General features: G+C 59.7%; 12 protein-coding genes. 8 read left to right on the plus strand and 4 right to left on the minus strand.

Translation table 11 applies throughout. The features are described from left to right. Positions 1-65: 65 nt before the first annotated feature. A complete protein-coding gene (locus LG409_RS13765; protein WP_039176791.1) occupies positions 66-986 on the minus strand; it encodes a LysR family transcriptional regulator in 921 nt (306 codons plus the stop codon). 611 nt (positions 987-1,597) lie between these two features. On the opposite strand from LG409_RS13765, the gene LG409_RS13770 reads away from it, so the two are divergent. Further along, the gene (locus tag LG409_RS13770) at positions 1,598-3,259 is read left to right on the plus strand and encodes a peptidoglycan DD-metalloendopeptidase family protein (RefSeq protein ID WP_039176794.1); all 1,662 of its coding nucleotides are present in this window, start codon (positions 1,598-1,600) and stop codon (positions 3,257-3,259) included. Positions 3,260-3,357: 98 nt separating this feature from the next. On the opposite strand, the gene LG409_RS13775 is transcribed toward LG409_RS13770, so the two are convergent. Then, complete coding sequence (locus tag LG409_RS13775; protein WP_039176797.1) at positions 3,358-4,995, minus strand: L,D-transpeptidase family protein; 1,638 nt, start codon at positions 4,993-4,995, stop codon at positions 3,358-3,360. A gap of 170 nt (positions 4,996-5,165) precedes the next feature. Between LG409_RS13775 and LG409_RS13780 the strand changes: the two genes are divergently transcribed. The 6 genes from LG409_RS13780 (at position 5,166) to LG409_RS13805 (ending at position 12,421) form a co-directional block, all read left to right on the plus strand. Continuing rightward, positions 5,166-5,921: a murein L,D-transpeptidase catalytic domain family protein gene (locus LG409_RS13780; RefSeq protein ID WP_446719080.1), complete on the plus strand. Its 756-nt coding sequence runs from the start codon at positions 5,166-5,168 to the stop codon at positions 5,919-5,921. A 147-nt stretch (positions 5,922-6,068) separates the two neighbouring features. Then, complete coding sequence (locus LG409_RS13785) at positions 6,069-7,169, plus strand: CZB domain-containing protein (RefSeq protein ID WP_039176802.1); 1,101 nt, start codon at positions 6,069-6,071, stop codon at positions 7,167-7,169. Between the two features lie 89 nt (positions 7,170-7,258). Continuing rightward, positions 7,259-8,278, plus strand: coding sequence for a patatin-like phospholipase family protein (locus LG409_RS13790; RefSeq protein WP_096922450.1), 1,020 nt, complete (start codon positions 7,259-7,261; stop codon positions 8,276-8,278). A 333-nt stretch (positions 8,279-8,611) separates the two neighbouring features. Next, on the plus strand, positions 8,612-9,964 hold the full coding sequence (locus LG409_RS13795; protein WP_016914702.1) for a NarK family nitrate/nitrite MFS transporter: 1,353 nt from the start codon (positions 8,612-8,614) through the stop codon (positions 9,962-9,964). Positions 9,965-10,037: 73 nt separating this feature from the next. Next, entirely contained in the window at positions 10,038-11,312 is a 1,275-nt protein-coding gene (locus LG409_RS13800) for a nitrate regulatory protein (protein ID WP_227406911.1), read from the plus strand. 110 nt (positions 11,313-11,422) lie between these two features. Beyond that, positions 11,423-12,421 carry an LLM class flavin-dependent oxidoreductase gene (locus LG409_RS13805; RefSeq protein ID WP_039176811.1) on the plus strand — a complete coding sequence of 333 codons (999 nt, stop codon included), beginning with the start codon at positions 11,423-11,425 and terminating at the stop codon, positions 12,419-12,421. Between the two features lie 19 nt (positions 12,422-12,440). Here LG409_RS13805 and LG409_RS13810 read toward each other — a convergent pair whose 3' ends face one another. Next, positions 12,441-13,073 carry a LysE family translocator gene (locus LG409_RS13810; RefSeq protein ID WP_096922446.1) on the minus strand — a complete coding sequence of 211 codons (633 nt, stop codon included), beginning with the start codon at positions 13,071-13,073 and terminating at the stop codon, positions 12,441-12,443. A gap of 83 nt (positions 13,074-13,156) precedes the next feature. On the opposite strand from LG409_RS13810, the gene LG409_RS13815 reads away from it, so the two are divergent. After that, the gene (locus tag LG409_RS13815) at positions 13,157-13,663 is read left to right on the plus strand and encodes a GNAT family N-acetyltransferase (protein WP_227406912.1); all 507 of its coding nucleotides are present in this window, start codon (positions 13,157-13,159) and stop codon (positions 13,661-13,663) included. A gap of 35 nt (positions 13,664-13,698) precedes the next feature. On the opposite strand, the gene LG409_RS13820 is transcribed toward LG409_RS13815, so the two are convergent. After that, positions 13,699-15,429, minus strand: coding sequence for an HD domain-containing phosphohydrolase (locus LG409_RS13820; protein WP_227406913.1), 1,731 nt, complete (start codon positions 15,427-15,429; stop codon positions 13,699-13,701). Between the last annotated feature and the right edge of the window lie 63 nt (positions 15,430-15,492).

Raw genomic sequence — 15,492 nt, forward strand, 5'->3', positions numbered from 1 at the left:
TTGCGAACGTATGAAATGGCATGTTTACAGCATACGCTCGACGAGAGCGGGCTCAAGCGGATGTTTTACCGCCTTTCATTCGAGGGAATCGAATGTTGGCTGCACGTCTCCTTGACGGACTGCCTTAACGCAGCGGCCATGGCATGAGCCGCAGGCCCTGCCCGGTCACGGTCACGGAAGATAAGCTGCACCGGGACTTCCCGCACGCCTCCTGCACTCAGCGGCAGCGGCTTCAGCGCACCACTGGTCAGCTCTTCGAGGATACGGGTTTCGGGTATCCAGGCGAACCCCAGCCCTCGCTTGAGCATGTCCAATGACGTGCCCACATGGCTGACCGTCCAGCGCTGCTCGGCCTTTAGCCAGCCGGCATTGGTGGACTGGCGCAGCGCCGAGTCACGCACTACCAGCTGGCGATGCTGGGCCAGGTCACGCAGATCCAGCGCGCGCCCCAACTGATGCAGCGGGTGGCGCGGATGAGCGACCGCCACAAAGCGCACATTGACCAGCGGCTCGCCGAGAAACCCCTGGGCTTCGATGGCGGTGACCACCAGGTCGGCACGTCCGTCATAGAGCATTTCGGTGCCGCCATTGAGCACGCTCTCATGCAGCTGTACGCGCACTTGAGGATACGTTTCCGAAAAGCGCTCCAGCGCCCTGGCCTGGGCCGCTGCGGGAAAGATCTGATCGATGGCGACGACGATTTCCGCTTCCAGGCCTGCGGCCAAACGCGAGGCCACGTCCTCCAGCGACGCCGCACTCTCGATCAATTGTCGCGCACGGCGCAGCAACAGTTCGCCTGCTTCCGTCAGCCGCACTTGCCGCCCCACGGGCTCCAGCACCTGGATACCCAGCTGCTCTTCCAATTTGTGTACCGCATGGTTGAGCGTAGAGGGGCTTTTGTGGATCGCCTCTGCCGCCCTTGCAAAGCCACCGTGGTCGACCACGGCGGCGAGCATCTGCCACTGTGCAAGTGTTACCCGAGACATTTCGATTTCCTCGACGCTAAACAGCGAAACAAACCGCTTCACCTTCGAAAAAACAACACATAGGATGCCAGTAAAACGTCGAGAGTACGTGGCCTGACAGCAAATTTTGCACCAAGGGCTAATACGCGGGCTCACAGGAACATCGCCGTGTTTCAAAAAACAAACATACAGAAACAAAAAAACACATTCTAAATATTAGCAATTACCCTCAAAAAGCCACGTTTGCGAGGTCGGAGGGCGTTTTGGGCGATGCGCTTTCCTGGCCCGTGAAAAACGTCCGTTTCAAGCGCTCATTTTGGTCGGTAAGTGCTTAAAATGCCGTTTTAATTAGACACAACTTACGCACATCTTTAATAACCCTTCATTTGCGTCTATGGTTAAGAAGATGATCACGCCATGCGGCGGTCATCGAAGGCAGTTTACGCCGTTACTTTTGTTAGCGAACGGCGTTCGAGAGCGGTTCTCATTGTCGAATATTTGCATATTTCGACAGAAGTATGTTTTGTGTATGGATATACAGTCTATTCACCCCTGCCTCCTTGGGGTATGGTTCCCGAGTTTGCTCACTTTCTTGTTACGTTTACTTCACAAATTCGGCGGTCCATTTACCCATGTTGCGAATCCTCCATTCGCTGCCCCGCACGCATAAATTGTTACTATTACCAGTGGCCACCATGGTCACTGTGCTGGGCGCACAAAAGCTGGTGACGACGTATAACGACCTGAATCAACCTCACACACCGCTGGAGAGCGTACTTGTTCCTCTCCCCAGCGACTCTGCTCCTGGTGTCCCCTCGCTGCGGCAAGAGCGAACGCCTGTTGCAGAAGCGATCGATCGCGCCTCCCGCGCCCTCGACGCCACCCGTGACCATATTCCCCTCAGCGAATTGGCAGCAACCGAGATCGTCGACCTCGACGTGATCACCAGCGCCGAAGCCTCCATGGCCAGCGTGCCTCCCCTGGCCGTTGCGCTCGATGACGGCGCGCTGCACATGGCCGTGATCGTGGGCACTCTTGCAAGCGGCATGCTCAATACCGACCCGACCGTCGACATTGCTGATGCTACTTCCTACGAAGATTACGATATCGAGCTGTTCGACGATATTTCCTTTCTCGAGCGCGAGCTGGCCGCTGAAGAGCCCTTCGTGCCCGAGTGGCAGACGCATATCGTCGAGTCTGGTGAAACCTTTGCCGTGGTTGCTCAGAACGAGCTGGGGCTAGGCTACAGCGAAGTACTGGCGCTGCTGGAAGACATGCCCGACCAGCGCCTGCTGACCAACTGGCGCGCCGGCAACAGCTTCGATTACCAGCTGGATGAAGAAGGCCGACTGTTGTCGCTGCGCATGATGCGCAACACCCGCGACGGCATTTTGCTGGAACGAGACAGCGAACACTTTGCTATCACCACCATCGAACGCCAGGGCGAGCCGGTACAGCGGCTTTACGCGGGTAGCGTGAGCGGCAGCTTTGCACGCTCTGCCCAGGCTACCGGCCTGAGCAGCAGCTCGGTCACCGAGCTGACCCGCCTGTTGGAGAAGAAACTCGATTTCCGTCGCGACAGCCGCCGGGGGGATCAGTTTCAGGTATTGGTCGAGTCTGACATGATCGATGGCGAAACGCTGGATTCACGGGTGCTGGCGGTCAAATATGACGGCGAGCGCATGGATCTGACCGTGGTGCGCAACCCTTCCGACGACAACTTCTACACCCCGGAAGGCAACAGCCTGGACCCGGCCTTTGCCCGTCGCCCGTTCGAAGGCAACTATCGCCTGAGCTCTCACTTCAACCCGCGCCGCCTTCACCCGGTGACAGGGCGGGTCAGCCCGCATAACGGCACCGACTTTGCGATGCCGATCGGCACGCCGATCATCGCGCCTGCCAACGGCCGCGTGGAGCGCGTGGGCAATCACCATGCGGCAGGACGCTATATCGTGATTCGCCATGATAACGGCTACCGCACGCGCTACCTGCACCTTTCGCAGCCGATGGTGAGCCAGGGCCAGCGTGTCGACATGGGTGAGCGCATTGCCCTGTCCGGCAATACGGGCCGCAGTACCGGCCCTCACCTGCATTATGAGGTCATCGTCAACAATACGCCGGTCAACGCCATGACCGTCGAGCTGCCTGAGAACACCAGCCTGAGTGGCGATACCCTGATCGCCTTCCAGCGCCAGGCAGAACCGGTATTGGCAGCACTGGAGAGTGGCGAGACCGGCACCATCAGCGTGGCTAGCAACCAGAGCAGTGACGACGATAGCGACACCGTTCAGTAGTTCTTTCTTTCGTAGCTCTTTGACTCACCGTGTTAAGCCGTTCGACAGGCCGCCCCAAGGGGCGGCCTGTCGCTTATGTAGCATACGTGGAAGGGGGATCAGGCGTCGCGAGCGGAGAGCGCCGATAGCAGGGCCGGGTCTCGGCGGTAGATATCATCTCGAAACTCTACCTCCCCCTGGGGGTTGGGCCAGGCGGTGAGGTAATGCAGCGCCACGGGAATGCGCTGAGGCAGGTTGACGTTCTGATCGCTGCGCCCACTGTTCATCAGCGCATTGAGCTGATGACGACTGCCGCTGTCCTGTAGCAGCATCTGGGCGAACTCCGCCACGCCTTCCACCCTGACGCAGCCAGAACTCAACGCCCGTTGATCCCGCTGAAACAAGCCGCGTGCCGGCGTGTCGTGCAGATAAATCATGTCGTTATTGGGAAAGCGTACCACGACCCTCCCGAGAGGGTTACGGCTACCCGCCACCTGACGCAGCATGACGCCTCCAGGGCGCTGCCAATCGATGCTCTGGGCATCCAGCGCTTCTCCTGAGGGGCTCAACACCTGGATGTTCTGCTGGGCCAGATAACCGATATCCTCACGTACCCGTGGCAACACGTCTTCCCGCATGATGGTAGGCGGTATGGTCCAGCTGGGGTTGATGGTCAGATGACTGATCGTGGAGTGAATGACCGGCGTTTCACGACGCGGTGTGCCCACGACCACTCGCGCATCCCACTGCTGACCGTCAGGCCGCAAGTAATGCAGCCGGTAGCCCGCAATATCGACCCACACCCGAGGCTCGCGCTGCAAGGAGGGGCGTATCCAGCGCGCACGTTCCAGGTTGACCCGCAACTGATCGACCCGTGAAGCCACCGGCATGTTCAGCGCCAGCCGGGTACGCTCCCCCACGACACCATCTTCCTGCAACTGGTGGCGGCGCTGAAAATGCTTCACTGCTTGCACCAGGGTGTCATCGAACAGCTGCTGATCACGCTGCGCCCCCTGCACGCCAATCATCGGGTAGGCGCTGCTGTCAGCTCCCAACAGCCCCGAGGCACCCCACAGGGTCAGTCGTTGGCGCAGCGTGACCACATCCGGGTCTCGGTCGCCAGGGCGCAGCGAGACCTCTCTGCCGGGCAGGTAAGGCACGCTGCCTTGCTCAGCCAAGTGACGGTAGGTGCTCAATGCCTGACGAAGCTGGGCGTACTCGGGTGAGCTGGGCCGGGCCATGGCCAGCGCCGACTCGACATCGTGGCGCTCCACGGCGCTCAGTACCCGAGGCAGCGCATAACTGCGCTCTGGGCGCGAGGCATCCCAGCCAGGTTCGACCTGACGAGGATTGACCTTGCCCGACGATAGATGCTCCAGCGCCAGCAACAGGGCTCGGGTGGCATCGACATCGAAGCGTGCCTGGGCGGCAGCGTCCCATTCGCGGCTGGCACGGAACTCCTCCAGCAGCGTCGTCGCACGGTAATCCTCGGGTGTCAGGCCATCATCCAGCAAGCTATTCAGGCCCTGCACCAGGGCCACCACGCGGGCTTCATCCTGCCATACCGGCTGCCCGCCATTGAGCTGATAAAACGCTGCCACCGGCAGCGACTCCCCTGCCCGCTCGACCTGCTGTGACAAGGCTTGTTGCATCCCAGGGGGAGCAGGCTCCGCTGCCACCGCCAGCAAGGGGCCGGGCAGGACAAGGCCAAGCAGAGCGCCTATCGCCCATTGTCTTAGTCGCGGATGATCGTTCATCGCCTCTCCTTGCGTTATGATGCAGCGCTGTACGGCGCTGATGCCCAATGATATCGGCAGTTCCCATTACCGACCGAATAGCCTGACGCTCTCTTTCAGCATAGCTGCTTGCGCCTGTTCGTGGTCGTTTCTGGTGGGGGCTTATCGCACTTTTGGCAGGATGACACTCGATGCTCTCACGCTTGTATACCCGTTTTCGCTCTGATACCCCCCGTTTGTTGACCCTGATGACCGCCACGAGCCTGTTACTTGGCGCTTCTCCACTCCAGGCTGCCAGCTTTTATACCCAGGTCTCTTCCCAGCCCCCCATCGGCGTGTCGCCCCTTCATCATCAGTTGCAACAACTGGCGCCTGGCGCCTCCGGTGAGGCGCTCCGCCTGGCCGCACAAGCCATCGCTTGTGCCGACCCCTACGCCGAGCGCCTGGCCGTCATCGACTACTCGCTGCCCTCCACGGAGCCTCGCTTGTGGGTCTTCGACCTGCACCAGCACGCCTTGCTGTTCGAAGAGCTGGTGTCCCATGGCCGAGGGTCGGGTGATGCCGTGGCAGAAGTGTTTTCGAACGTCCCGGAAAGCTTTCAATCCAGCATTGGGCTGTTTCGCACCATGAACAGCTATTACGGGCGCAATGGCTACTCGCTGCGCCTGGAGGGCCTGGAGCCAGAGGTGAACGACCTCGCTTTCCAACGCGCGATCGTGATTCACGGGGCAGAGTATGTGAGCGAAGAGTTCATAGCCCAGACGGGACGACTCGGGCGTAGCCATGGCTGCCCTGCCGTTCGCGAAGACATCACCTACCCGCTTATCGACAGCCTCAAGGAAGAGCAGTACGTATTTGCCTACTATCCCGATGAAGAGTGGCTGGCGACCTCTTCCTTCCTGCGCTGCGGCCAAGATGACCACCTGCAGCTCGCACAGATGAGATAACCCGTTACGGCCAGACGACCCGCTTACTCCTTTATGGCGCCTAAAGCGTGATTTTCATCGCGAGACACGCTTTTTCCCAGGCAAACAGGCCATCTCCTGCAATAATTTGATACAAAAGATCACAAACCATTGCACGGCAGGTGTCTCATGTTTGCCTTCATGCACCCTTACCAAACCATCCGTCGTCTGGAACAGGAAAACGCCGCCCTGCGGGCCGAGCTGGCCATTGCTCGCAGTGCTCAAAGCTGCCGCACCCTCAGCTTGATGACGCCTTTCGAAGCCATCAGCCTGCTGCAAACCAAAGGGGCTCGCATGCTGGAGTCTCTCAGCAAAGGGGCTGCCGATCATGCTCAACAGCTCGCCAGTGAGCGAGCCACGCTGAACGATATGTTCGAGCAGCTTCATGTGGCCGAACAGACAACCCAGACACTGCACCAACAGCGGCAACGCCTGGCGCAGGCCGATGCGCATTATGCCGCGCCGTTTGCCAGCGAAGCCGCACTCCAGTCCCTGCGCAAGATTGCGGTGGAACTGGCGCGCAGCGCTGGTCATGCTCATGCTCTATCGGTCAACGCCTCACTGGAAGCAGCCCATCACCCTGCCTCAACGCAGCCAACGCCGGTATGGCCGGTGATTGCTCAGGACATACAGCATATCTCCGAGCAAACTCAGCGGCTTGCCCAGCAGTTGGAGCAATGGCTGGAACAGGCAGGCCACAGCCTGAAAGAGGACGCCCGAGTACTTGCCCATCAGCGGGAAGTGGCCAATGCCCTGGCCTGCACGGCCGACACAGCCGAGCGTGTGATTACACAGCTCAGTGACCGTGCTCGGCATCTCTATAAAGTCATACATCACGGCACCACCACGGCTTGTCTGGAGGCCGCCAAGCTGGAACACGCCGTCTGGAAAAGTCATATCTACCATCAACTGCTGTCAGCCAATGTCGATGAACACCCGAGCGACCACCAGCACTGCGCCCTGGGCTGCTGGTACTTTACGGGCGAAGGCCAGCGCTATCAGCGGATGGACGCCTACCGCGCCTTGGCCGTCCCGCACCGGCGCTTCCACGAAAGCGGCCTGGAAGCACTGCGGCTGGCCAGGCAGGGAGACCACACGGGACAGTTGGCCGCTCTGGCCCTCATGGAAGAAGCGAGTATCACGTTGGCCGAACAGCTGGATCGGCTCATGGAAGAAGCGGTCTATGACACGCCCTTGCCCTCCCCTACGCCATTGACGGGAATGCCATAACCGATACCAGCGTGGATAGCCAGGCTACCGAACGTGCTCATTTATGCCATGCTTAGGGGCAGGTTATTAGCCACTATGGGAAGGATCACATGGCATCAGCAAAAAAGCTCGACCTGGCGCTTCAAGGCGGCGGTGCTCACGGCGCTTATACATGGGGCGTGCTGGACCGACTACTCGAAGATGACCGAATCGACATCGAGGGCATCAGCGGCACCAGCGCGGGGGCCATGAACGGCGTCGTCATGGCCGACGCGCTGACCCGCGGCGGCAAGGAGACGGCTCGGCAAGCGTTGCGGGATTTCTGGAAAGCCGTCAGCCGAGCCGGCATGGCGAGCCCCATCCGCCGCTCCCCCATGGACGTACTGACCGGCAACTGGAGCCTGGATAATTCACCGGGCTATGTCGCCATGGACCTGATGACTCGTCTGGTTTCCCCTTATCAGCTCAATCCGCTGAACCTGAACCCCTTGCGAGACATCGTGGCATCGCATATCGACTTCGACCGCGTGCGCCAGTGCGACCAGCTGAAACTCTTCGTCGCGGCGACCAACGTCCGTACCGGCAAGCAACGCGTGTTTCGTCGTGAAGAGATGAGCGTCGATGCCGTCATGGCGTCGGCATGCCTGCCGTTCATGTTTCAGGCCGTCGAAATTGACGGCGAAGCCTTTTGGGATGGCGGCTACATGGGTAACCCCGCACTGTTTCCCTTGATGGAAGAGTGCAGCGCGCGCGACATACTGCTGGTACAAATCAACCCCATCCGCCGCGATGAGCTGCCCACCACGGCCTCGGCCATCATGAACCGGCTGAACGAGATCACCTTCAACGCTGCGCTGATCAAGGAAGTCCGCATGATTGCCCTGCTCAAGCATGCACTGGAGGAGCAAGGCATCGAAAACTGCTACCAGCAGGCTCTGTTTCATCGCATCAGTGGCGACAAGGCACTGGAGAGCCTGTCGGTATCCAGTAAGCTCAATGCCGAATGGCCGTTCCTGTGCCACCTGTTCGACCAGGGCAAAGCGGCTGCAGAGCTGTGGCTCAACGAGCACTTCGAGGCGATTGGTGAGCGCTCGACGCTGGATATCGACGCCGTGTACCTGCATGGCTAGTCCTTCAAGAGCAGGCACCCACTGATATTGCGCCAACTTGGCGCACTCGACTCGGCGCTACTGCCCCAATCGAGTGCGCCCCTGCTCACTCCCCTTGGCACCACACCCCCAGCGCACCCATCGTTATTCATTAAATCAATGTTTTATATTTAAAAAATGGCTAGTGGCGAATTATTTGCTTGGTGATTTCCAGTGTTATAGGCGTGGACCAGGCCCAGCCGGGTACGAGTGCGTCGAACCTGACCTTCAACGATGAAGGCATGTTCCCGTCTCTGTGCAGTGCCCTTGGCGTTGTGCGTTGACGAACTCGTTCCATGCTACCCGAGGCCACCCATGAACATCCGCCACAAAGCCAACCGTATTCGGCTGCTCGATTTCTCCACGCCACAGATGCGGGCATTCCACATGTCCTGGTTTGCCTTTCATATCTGTTTTTTTGGCTGGTTCGGCATCGCCCCGCTGATGGCTGTCGTACGTGAAGACCTGTCTCTTACGCAAACCCAAATCGGCAACACCATCATTGCTTCCGTGGCGATCACCGTGGTGGTCAGGCTGCTGATCGGGGTGCTCTGCGACCGCATCGGGCCGCGCAAGACCTATACGGGACTGCTGCTGTTGGGCTCCATTCCCGTCATGGGGATCAGCCTGGCCAACAGCTTTGAAACCTTTCTGCTGGCTCGTCTGGCCATTGGTGCCATTGGCGCGTCGTTCGTGATCACCCAGTACCACACCACCATGATGTTCGCCCCCAATGTGGTGGGCACCGCGAATGCCACCAGCGCCGGATGGGGCAACCTGGGGGGCGGTACGACTCAAATCCTGATGCCACTCATCTTCTCCGGAATACTCATGCTGGGCGTCAACGAAGCGCTGGGCTGGCGGCTTGCCATGCTGGTACCAGGGGTCGTGCTGTTTTTGACGGGTATCGCCTATTGGTACTTTACCCAGGATGCCCCGGATGGCAATTTCAGCGAGTTGCGCGCTCGTGGAGAGCTACCGGAAGCCAGCGGCGAGTATGGCGCAGCGCAGAGCTTCATGGCTGCCGCCAAGGATATTCGTGTCTGGGCGCTGTTTGTAGTGTACGGGCTCTGCTTCGGGGTAGAGCTGACCATCAACAACATCGCCGCCATCTATTTTTTCGATACCTTTGATCTCACTCTGGCCACGGCGGGGCTCATTGCGGGCCTGTTCGGGCTGATGAATATCTTTGCCCGCACTCTGGGCGGCGTCTTTTCCGATCTGTTCGCCAAACAGGCGGGCCTCAAGGGGCGTGTGCGCTGGCTCTTCATTGCTCTGATCTGCGAAGGCATCGCGCTGATTGCGTTTTCGCAGATGCACGTGCTCAGCATGGCGATTGGCATCATGCTGGTGTTCAGCCTGTTCGTGCAGATGGCGGAAGGTGCCACTTACGGGGTCGTCCCCTTCATCAACAAGAAGGCACTGGGAGCCGTGGCGGGCATCGTTGGTGCCGGGGGCAACATTGGTGCCGTCTCCGCCGCGTTCTTGTTTCGTAATGAAAGCCTCAGCTACCAGCAAGGGCTCTTTTATCTGGGCATTACCGTACTGCTGCTGGCTTCTTGCGTGTTGGTGGTACGCTTCAGCGATGCCACCGAGGCCGAGGAAGCCAAGGCCTACCGTGAGGCCGCCGGTGATCGTCATGAACAGGGCGCTCTCTCTTTACGCTAGCAGTTAAGCAGGCGCGTCTCTGGTCATCCAGTGAGGCGCCGTCTTTTCAGGCGGCGAGTAACAAGGAACTACTATGTCTTCTGCCCAACAGCTACTCTTGACCGCGCTGCGCTGTGATATCGACAACCTTCATCATTTGGCCACCACCGCCGATATCGTCAGCGATATCAGTCAGTTCATTCACGTTCTGCAGCGCGAACGGGGCGCTTCGACCATTTATCTGGCTTCCCAGGGGAAGCGCTTCAAGACACGTCGCGCCACCTACCTCGAACACAGCCAAAGTGCCGAGGCGGCCATGCGCCAGCGGCTGGAAGCGCTGGGCCAGGAAGTTCGCGCACAGGCAGAGGCCAGGCTGCTTCGCCGCATAGCGGGTGTGTGGCAAGCCCTGGATGAACTTCCGGCGCTGCGCCGCGCCATCGATCAGTTCACGATTTCGCCGGATGCGGCCACGCAGGCGTTCAACCACTTGATCAGCGGGTTGCTGGCCATCGTTTTCGAAGCCGCCGACACGGCCGTAGACCCCGACATTACGCGGGCACTGGTGGCCATCTTCCACCTGATGCAGGGCAAGGAGCTGGCCGGGCAAGAGCGCGCCTGCGGCGCCTTCGGGTTTACCCTGGGGCACTTCGATGACGCGCACCGTGAGCTGCTCAACCAGCTGATGGCCGCGCAGCAGCGCTGTTTCGACACCTTTGCCGAATTTGCCACCGCCGAGGCGTTGGCTACCTGGCAGCAGGCGCTTTCGCCCAAGACGTTGGCGGGCATCCGCGAGCTTCGCGATATCGCCTGCCAGCGCGCCAACGCACCCATGGGCGTCAGCGACTCGCTGGGCGAAACCTGGTACGAACTCACCACGCTGCGGCTGGATACCATCAAGGCGGTGGAAGATACGCTCAACACGCAGCTGACCGCCCTGTGCCATCTCAAAATCGCCGAGGCCCGCAGGGCTCTGGAGCACGCCACCAGCACCCCGGGCCACCCGCTGCCCGCTCCCTGCGAGCAACTGCTCATGCTGGCACCCTCGCAACCCTTGGGCGACCTGACGGCCAGCGCGCTCCACTCGCCGCTCAGCCGGTCGCTGATCGAGCTGGCTCAAGCTCAGTCCAGCCGACTGCAGGGTTTGAGCGACGAGCTGGAAAATACCCGCAAGGCCCTGCGAGAACGAAAGCTGATCGAGCGTGCCAAGGGGCTGATCATGGCCCACCAGGGCATGAGCGAAGAGGAGGCGTACCGCTTTCTCCGTAAGACCTCCATGGACCAGAGCCGTAGCATGGCCGACATGGCCCAGTCGATTCTCGACCTTTCCGCGATGCTGCAGCGTAAAGATGACAAGCGCCAGCGCCATTGATGGCCGTCTGGCACCTTGCAATTTGCCAGGGGCACCCGCATAAACGGTGTATTCGAAAGCGTGCTAATAAATCAAGCCGCTTGACCATGACCGTTTAAGCAGGTGTCACCATGAGCCAACTTGCCAACACTGCGCTGTCTGTTCTGGACTTGGCGCCCATTCGTCAAGGCGGCAGTGCCGCCGAGACCTTTCAAGACAGCGTGGCCCTGGCCCAGCACACGGAGCGGTTGGGCTACCAGCGCTACTGGCTGGCCGAGCATCACAATATTGCGGGTATCGCCAGCGCCGCCACGGCCGTGCTGATTGGCCACGTGGCAGGGCAAACGTCCACCATTCGCGTTGGCAGCGGCGGCATCATGCTGCCCAACCACCCCCCACTAGTGGTGGCCGAGCAGTTCGGCACCCTGGAGACGCTCTACCCCGGCCGGATCGACCTGGGGCTGGGCCGTGCCCCCGGCTCGGATGGCGCGACCATGCGTGCCATGCGGCGGCACGCCCAGTCGGGTGTCGATGACTTTCCAGAACAGCTGGAAGAGCTGCGCCGCTACCTGGGCGAAGCCCAGCCCCAGCAAACCGTCAAGGCCGTGCCGGGCCAGGGCACCCATGTGCCCATCTGGCTGCTCGGGTCCAGTGGCTACAGCGCCCAATTGGCCGCCAGGCTAGGGCTCCCCTTCGCCTTTGCTGCGCAGTTTGCGCCGGGCTATCTCTTCGAAGCGCTGCGCCTGTACCGCGACCAATTCCAGCCCTCCGAGCATCTGGCAGAACCCTACGCCATGGTAGGATTACCCGTGATGGCGGCCGACAGCGACGACCTGGCCCACTATCTGGCCACGACTGCCCAGCAGAAGTTTCTCAATTTGATTCGCGGCCGTCCAACGCAGTCACAACCCCCGGTCGATCATCTGGACTGGAGCCCCATGGAGCGCGCCCAGGTCGCCCAGTTTCTTGGCGCGGCCATCATTGGTGGCCCTGAAACGGTCAAGGAGCAGCTGGCCGACTTCCAGGCACGTACCGGGGCCAACGAGCTGATGATCAACAGTGACTTCTATCAGCACGCGGACCGCCTGCGCAGTTATGAGATCGTCGCGTCAGTCGTCAAGGACGCCTGACACGTTCACCTGGTGACTTTCAGCCTTTGGCAATCAAGAAAGCACCTGCCGCCAGCATCAAGGAACCTGCTGTGCGGTTGGTGCCCTTCTGGGCGCGTTCGGATTGGAAAAAGCGCCGTGCCGACGAGGCAAACGACGCCACCAGCATCAGCCCCATCATCAAGCCCACCAGGGTAAGCCCAACCACCAGCAGCATGTCGCCATGGTTCAGCGTGGTCAGGTCGATGAAGGTGGGTAGAAACGCGATATAAAACAGGATGACCTTCGGGTTGGAGGCCGAGATCAGGAACCCTTGAGTCAGCCCCTTGAGGGCCTCACGAGCGGATGTGGCCGCCACGGGCGCACCGCCTTCCAGGCTCGGGGGCGTGACGCTGGCCGTCCACATTTTCCAGCCCAGATAAAACAGGTAAGCCGCGCCCACATAGCGCAACACGGTGAAGGCTTCACCCCAGTTTTCTGCCAAGGCAGCCAGCCCATAGAAGGCCAGCATCAGATAGATGACATCACTCACGGTCATGCCCAACGCCAGCGGCCAGCAGGCGCGCACGCCTTGGGACATCCCCTTGGCCAGCAGCGCAAAGATACCGGGGCCAGGAGTAATGGCGAAGACGAAGATCGCCACGAAATAGGTCAGGGCACTCTCGAGGGTCATGTGACGGCTCCCCATCTTTCGGTTGACGCTTACAGGCATCCGCTTATGCTAGCGTATGCCATGTCTTGTATGCAGGAATACTCATGCAGCGTTTTGCATTTACCCCGATGACCCGCGACGATTTCGCCCTGTTCTGGCCAACGTTCCAGACCATTGTAGCGGCACAGGAAACGTACGCGATAGACCCCGACATCACCTTTGATGATGCCTACCACCTATGGTGTACGCTGCCGCTGCACAGCCTGGCCGTCAAGGACAAGCAAGGTCAGCTGCTGGGGGCTTATTACCTCAAGGCCAATGCCGCAGGCCCCGGCAAGCATGTCTGCAACTGCGGCTATATGGTGACACCCCATGCACGCGGCCAAGGCGTGGCCCGCGCCATGTGCGAACACTCTCAGGTGCTGGCCGGTGACGCTGGCTTCGAGGCGATGCAGTTCAATGCCGTCGTGGCCAGCAATCACGTCGCGGTCGCCCTGTGGCAGCGGCTGGGGTTTGCCATTGTCGGCACCGTACCCCAGGCGTTTCGCCATCCGTCGCAGGGGCTGGTGGACACCTATGTCATGCACAAGCGGCTGGTGAAAGATGCCTAGTACAGTGGGCCAGCCAGTTTACTTCGCGCGGATGCTTACGATTTGAGCTCTATCCCGTATTCACGGGGGTGAACCACGCCTTCCAGCTTGCCTATTTGCGGCATGTCCTCCTTCCCCATCACGGTATGCATATTGGTATCGGGGAAACGCAGGTTCTTGACGACCTGAACCTGGGTGGGCATGCCTTTGCCATCGATGTCCATGATCCACGCCAGAAAGCCCCCCGAGAACTTCGCCAGACTGCCAATGGGATACAGGCCGTAGGCCTGAATATACTCCACCAGAATGGTTTTATCGTACGCCCTGTCCGCTTCATAAATCATGCGATAGGCGTCCAGAGGCGTTCTGGGTGGTATGCCATTGCGACCGTGGGTCAGTTTGTTGACGGCCTTGATGACACTGAGCAGGCGAATCAACTCGGATAACTGATCGCCGCGTTTACCCTTCGGGTAGCCGGAACCATCCAGACGCTCGTTGGCATTGTCGATAATCTCCTGACACACCGGACTGGGGCTCCAGTCGAGCTCCATGAGCCTCTGGCGCAGTGCCGACACATGCCCGCGCAGAATCTCCTTCTGTACAGGGTTCATGTGTACTTTCAACGAGGGCAACTGAGGCCCCACCAATAGCGGTTTGCCCATGTCATGTATCAAAGTGCCCAGCATCGCTTCGCGAATCTGGGGGTCATAAGGGTCTCTGGTCAACAGCATATCGGCCAACTGGCAAGCCGCTTGTACCGCATGGCGCACCCATTCGGGTTCATCTCTCAAACAGGCAAGCGCAAACATCAGAGCCTTGCGGTCCAACTCGATCAGATAACGCAGGGTGTCAACGCAGTCGTAAAGCACCTCACCGGGGAATGCATCATGCGTCTTGGTATACATCAGCCCCACCTGCATATGATGCGATACGTCGAGCACGCCTTTTTCCATGGGCGTCTGGCGTGAGCGTTTGTCTCGCTCCAGGGCCTCACGCTGCTGAATTTTCTTCTCTTTGGCACCGGCAATGAACAGCGTCGAATGGTAATCCATCTTGTCGTTTGCCCCTGTGTGGTAACCAGCTTCGTGTTCGGCTTCGGTCACGTATCGAAACAAGGCCTCCGACTGGGCTGCCGAAAGCCGCACGAATTGAATCCCTATCGCCGCATGGCCATGATGCCCAAAAGGGCGAATGTGACGAACACACCCTTCTGCAAAAAAACTTTCGCCATTGGGAAACTCGAGGGTGACACCAGGAATCTCCTGATCGACGCTCAACGCCAGACAATCCGTCAGACGCGTATCGACCAGACACCCGCCCACCGACAGGTTGCGCACACGCCCATCGATACTGAGCTGATGGGGATAAACTTCGAGATTGACGCGCGCCTGCATGCCCAGAATGAACGGTATGCGCATGGCACCTCGGTGATCATGAATGAACACCGACTCAGGTAGCTGGCACTCGAAACGGTAATGAGCTCGATCGGTCTTGAGCAACTTGGCAGCCACATTGGAGAGGCTGTAGGCCTCGCGTTCCAGCAGGTACTGCCCTTTCACGGCTTCGATATCGAGATTGACACAGCCCTGCCCAAGATAGCGCTCGATATGCTGGCCTGCGTACTCGGCTTCCAGCACCAACCTTCCCGTCAGGAGATCCAATTCCGAGACGGCGGCGATCAGGGGGCTCGGCATGCCGTCAGAGTGAATGGAGAGCTCATGGGTATGCTGGAGCAAGGCGCGAATGACCTTGGCAGAAGGAAACTCATAACGGCTCTGGAGTAGCATGGGACACCTCTATTATCAGGGAGGTTTTTTCCATGTAGACAGCCCGAAAAATTAACTATTTGT

This window comes from Halomonas sp. NyZ770, from assembly GCF_020616575.1.
In the GTDB taxonomy this organism is placed as follows: domain Bacteria; phylum Pseudomonadota; class Gammaproteobacteria; order Pseudomonadales; family Halomonadaceae; genus Vreelandella; species Vreelandella hamiltonii.